The sequence below is a fragment of the Leyella stercorea genome (genome assembly GCF_021531655.1).
Map to the genome: position 1 here is coordinate 1 of NZ_JADYUF010000091.1, position 3,732 is coordinate 3,732.

Here is a 3,732-nt window from a genome sequence, read left to right on the forward strand (position 1 = left end):
TCGAAATAGCATGAAAAACACAAAAGCCAAAGAAACTCACAAATGCAAGCCACAGGAGGCTATGGTGTCCTCGACATAGCCTGAGCAGTTAACATGTCTATCGAAGAATATGGAAAAGCAGAGAGGAGAAATGAATCTCTAACGACTATTGAGTATATGGCAAACAACTTCTTTCAGCCCTTCGTTGGCAAGGACTATGCCAGCGGAGGCATATTCGGCAAGCGCATTATGGTATTGGGCGAGAGTCATTATTGTGACGAGGGATGTGCGGACTCTGGCGACTGACGTCTGCATAGGGAGTGCGCAGGCTTTACGCAGGGCGTCCTCATAGATTATCTTGATGAGGGCACGGAGCGGCAGAACGGCGACGACATCGTAGTGTATGGTTATCATGTGGCTACCGGCTGGTATGTCTTGAGCAATGGCAACCGGGTAAAGGCAATGGCGGTGAACCATCCCTCCGTAGGCTATTCATGGGATTATTGGTATCGTGTGCTGCAAGGATTTTATTCATTACTAGGCTAAATGCTTTGATTGTCAATAGTTTTTTTTTATCTTTGCATTCGAAACCGCTGTTTCCGAAATGGAGGTTTCGAAAATAGAATAAAATAATTGTTGTATAATCCACTTGAAATATGAGATTCTTTGGAAGAAAAGACGAGATTGCCGAATTACACAACATCCGCAATCTATCATTACAAACAGCGCGCTTTACTATCGTGACAGGCAGGAGACGCAGCGGAAAGACATCATTGTTGCTTAAGGCATACGAGGATGTGGAAGACTTGTTGTACTTCTTTGTAGCAAGGAAGTCGGAGGAAGAACTGTGCAAGGATTTCGTCAACGAGATAAAGGAAAAGTTGCAAATACCTATACTTGGAGATGTGTTGCGATTTGCTGATATATTCAAGTATCTTTTGCAACTGTCGAAATCTCGACCGCTAACTATCATAATCGATGAGTTTCAAGACTTCAAAAGAGTGAACTCTTCTGTATTCTCTGATATGCAGAAGATATGGGACTTGAACAAGCAGGACGCTCATATCAATCTGGTGGTGTGCGGTTCGATATATTCGCTTATGAATATCATCTTCAAAAACAACAAACAACCACTGTACGGACGACAGACTGGAGAGATAAAAGTAACACCGTTCCCTCCATCTGTAATCAAGGAGATCCTGTATACATACAATCCTTCTTATACTAACGAGGATCTGCTGGCTCTCTATTCCTATACCGGAGGTGTGGCAGAATATGTGGAAATGATGTTGGATGCAGGGGCAAACACCAAGGAACTGATGACCGAGAAATTTATTGGCAAGAACTCGTATTTCATATACGAAGGTAAAAACATGCTGATAGAAGAGTTTGGCAAGGACTATGACCGGTATTTCGAGATATTACAGTTGATAGCCTCTGGTTATACCACCCGTTCGGAAATAGAGGGTATTATGAAGGTAGAATTGTCTGGCTATCTCACAAAACTAGAGAACGACTATAGCCTGATTTCCCGCAATATACCAATGTTTCAAAAGACCAACCGCAACATACACTATCATATAGAGGACAATTTTCTACGCATTTGGTTCAGGTATGTCTATAGATACAACTACATGTTGGAGGTTGGAGCCAACAAGAAACTGAAAGTCATTATGGATAGAGACTATACTACGTATACTGGCAAGGTGCTTGAGAGATACTTCAAGGCTAAGATGATAGAGAGTGAGCTATATACTAATATATCCTCGTGGTGGGACAGAAAGGGTGAAAACGAAATAGATATAATTGCTGCAGACGAAATAGAAAAAACTGTTTGTTTCTATGAGGTTAAGCGTCAGGCTAAGGATGTTGTTATCGGTATTGTGAAAGAAAAAGCAGAACATTTCTTCCAGGTTACAGGAAAATTCAAGAAATACAACATAGAGTATAAGGGCTTGTCAATGGAAGATATGTAATGAAGATATAGGCGTTTTTTTGTATAATCAGATAAACGATAATATTATGAAGTTGGCGATTACTTATGCTGAGCTGCAGGATCATGTAGCCAGTCATTTTCATAAGACTGTTAATTTTGGGTATGTAGACGGGGCTACTGTGTATGTCTCTGTACCTATCAAGGTGTTGGGTTTTACCAAGTCGTTTAGCATAAACCTTATAGTGAAGAAGATTGAGGATACTGACTTGTTCTTGTCGTATAACGGCAAGATGGGTATTGACATGCTTGTTTCGCCTGCAATCTCTTATGCCAAGAAACTTGTGCCGGAGAAAGCAGATTGGGTGGAACATAACTATATAAGGTAATGTAACAATGGAAAAGAACATCAGAAAAAGAGTATGTTGGTCGGCTGCGGTATTGAGTGCCGTGTTTGTAGTAATATCGGGTTATGGGTTCTTCTTTAGCTCAAATGGCTATTGCCACAAGATGAAGGAGGCTGCCAAGATGGAATACGGCGAGAAGCAGCTGCTTTGGCGGAAATCGGTGAAGATGACCGAACAAGATATGTTGAAGGACATGACCTTGATGGCCAATGGCGATACGGTATTAGTGTGTTGGGGCGTAAAAAGCCCCTTCAGATTGAAGTGAAACAGAACGCATTGTACCCGGCTTTAGGAAAGCCATCGGATGAGGCTTTCGAGAAGTGGACGAGGGAATATAAATCGGGATTTGCGTTTCCACAGATAAACAATTCCAAACGCTGGATGAAGATACCATTCTTTGAATAACGTATACTCTAAATATTATTACTATGGACAAATTAGAAATATACAAGAACATCAAGACGATTGCTGATGAGCTCTGCAAGGAGAACAAGACCTATCTTCGTGCAGATTTGGCTTTTGAGCTGAAAAAGTATGGTATTGCTTCCGATTCCTCGGAGGTGAGATGGCTAAGATAGACAACAAGAGTGCTTATCTTCGTGAAGTGTTCAAGCGTATCAATCTGGCTGGTTGTGAGGAGGAGCGCAAGCAGGCAATGGAGTTGATGAGCGACTTGAGCGGTTTCTCTCTTTCGGAACAGGAGTTCACGGAATTTATAAATGGTAATAAACAAATAGAATTATAAGGTGTATGGAAAGTTCAAGAAGACAGCAGGCCCAGGCTGATTTGGGCATGGATTTCGCAAAAGAAGATCAAAAGCGAGAGGCGGCTCTTGCCAAAGAACAGGCGAGGGCTGATAAAAAAGCTGCTAAGCGTGAGAAGATGATGAACATGCCATCATATCGTCTGATGGTAGGTACGGCGAAGTATATGGACAAGTGGTTCTTGGATCCTATCCTTGGTTTCATCCTTCCTGCCGGTATTGGTGATGCTTTGTCGAGCGTGTTTGCTTTCCCTTTCATCTATTACAGTCTTTGCGTGGTTAAGTCTATTCCGCTGACTTTGGCTGTCATCTATAATAGCCTGAAGGATGTGCTGATAGGTGCCATACCTTTCTATGTAGGTGATGTGCTGGATGTATTCAAGCGTTCGTATGTAGAGAACCTGAGATTGGTTACCGGGTATATCGAGGATGATAAGGAGATTATCAATAAGGTGAATAAGAAGGCTTTCTGGACAGCTGTGTTCATTGTCGTGCTTTGCTGGTTGATTTATCTGATTATCTCATGGGCCATCAGTTTGAGCACTTGGGTTTATGATTGGATTGTTTCATTATTCTAAAATACTCAAGTTTCGGATTTAGACTTTGAGGTTGAATTTATTGTATAAAAAAGGCTTTGAGTATTTCCGTAT

At 41.6% G+C, this 3,732-nt stretch carries 7 protein-coding genes; all 7 read left to right on the forward strand.

Going from position 1 to position 3,732, the window contains the following annotated elements; genetic code table 11:
* Positions 1 to 156 precede the first annotated feature (156 nt).
* The 7 genes from I6E49_RS14500 to I6E49_RS14045 all read left to right on the forward strand — a co-directional run bounded on the left by I6E49_RS14500 (position 157) and on the right by I6E49_RS14045 (position 3,660).
* On the forward strand, positions 157 to 285 hold the full coding sequence (locus I6E49_RS14500; protein WP_262911564.1) for a hypothetical protein: 129 nt from the start codon (positions 157 to 159) through the stop codon (positions 283 to 285).
* A 350-nt stretch (positions 286 to 635) separates the two neighbouring features.
* The gene (locus I6E49_RS14020; RefSeq protein ID WP_235403093.1) at positions 636 to 1,955 is read left to right on the forward strand and encodes an ATP-binding protein; all 1,320 of its coding nucleotides are present in this window, start codon (positions 636 to 638) and stop codon (positions 1,953 to 1,955) included.
* Between the two features lie 46 nt (positions 1,956 to 2,001).
* Positions 2,002 to 2,301: a hypothetical protein gene (locus tag I6E49_RS14025; RefSeq protein WP_235403094.1), complete on the forward strand. Its 300-nt coding sequence runs from the start codon at positions 2,002 to 2,004 to the stop codon at positions 2,299 to 2,301.
* Between the two features lie 7 nt (positions 2,302 to 2,308).
* Entirely contained in the window at positions 2,309 to 2,584 is a 276-nt protein-coding gene (locus I6E49_RS14030) for a hypothetical protein (RefSeq protein WP_235403096.1), read from the forward strand.
* Between the two features lie 163 nt (positions 2,585 to 2,747).
* Positions 2,748 to 2,897: a hypothetical protein gene (locus I6E49_RS14035; RefSeq protein ID WP_235403097.1), complete on the forward strand. Its 150-nt coding sequence runs from the start codon at positions 2,748 to 2,750 to the stop codon at positions 2,895 to 2,897.
* A complete protein-coding gene (locus tag I6E49_RS14040) occupies positions 2,885 to 3,064 on the forward strand; it encodes a hypothetical protein (RefSeq protein ID WP_235403099.1) in 180 nt (59 codons plus the stop codon). Before I6E49_RS14035 ends, I6E49_RS14040 begins: the two co-directional genes overlap by 13 nt.
* 5 nt (positions 3,065 to 3,069) lie before the next feature.
* The gene (locus tag I6E49_RS14045; RefSeq protein ID WP_235403101.1) at positions 3,070 to 3,660 is read left to right on the forward strand and encodes a DUF4112 domain-containing protein; all 591 of its coding nucleotides are present in this window, start codon (positions 3,070 to 3,072) and stop codon (positions 3,658 to 3,660) included.
* Positions 3,661 to 3,732 lie beyond the last annotated feature (72 nt).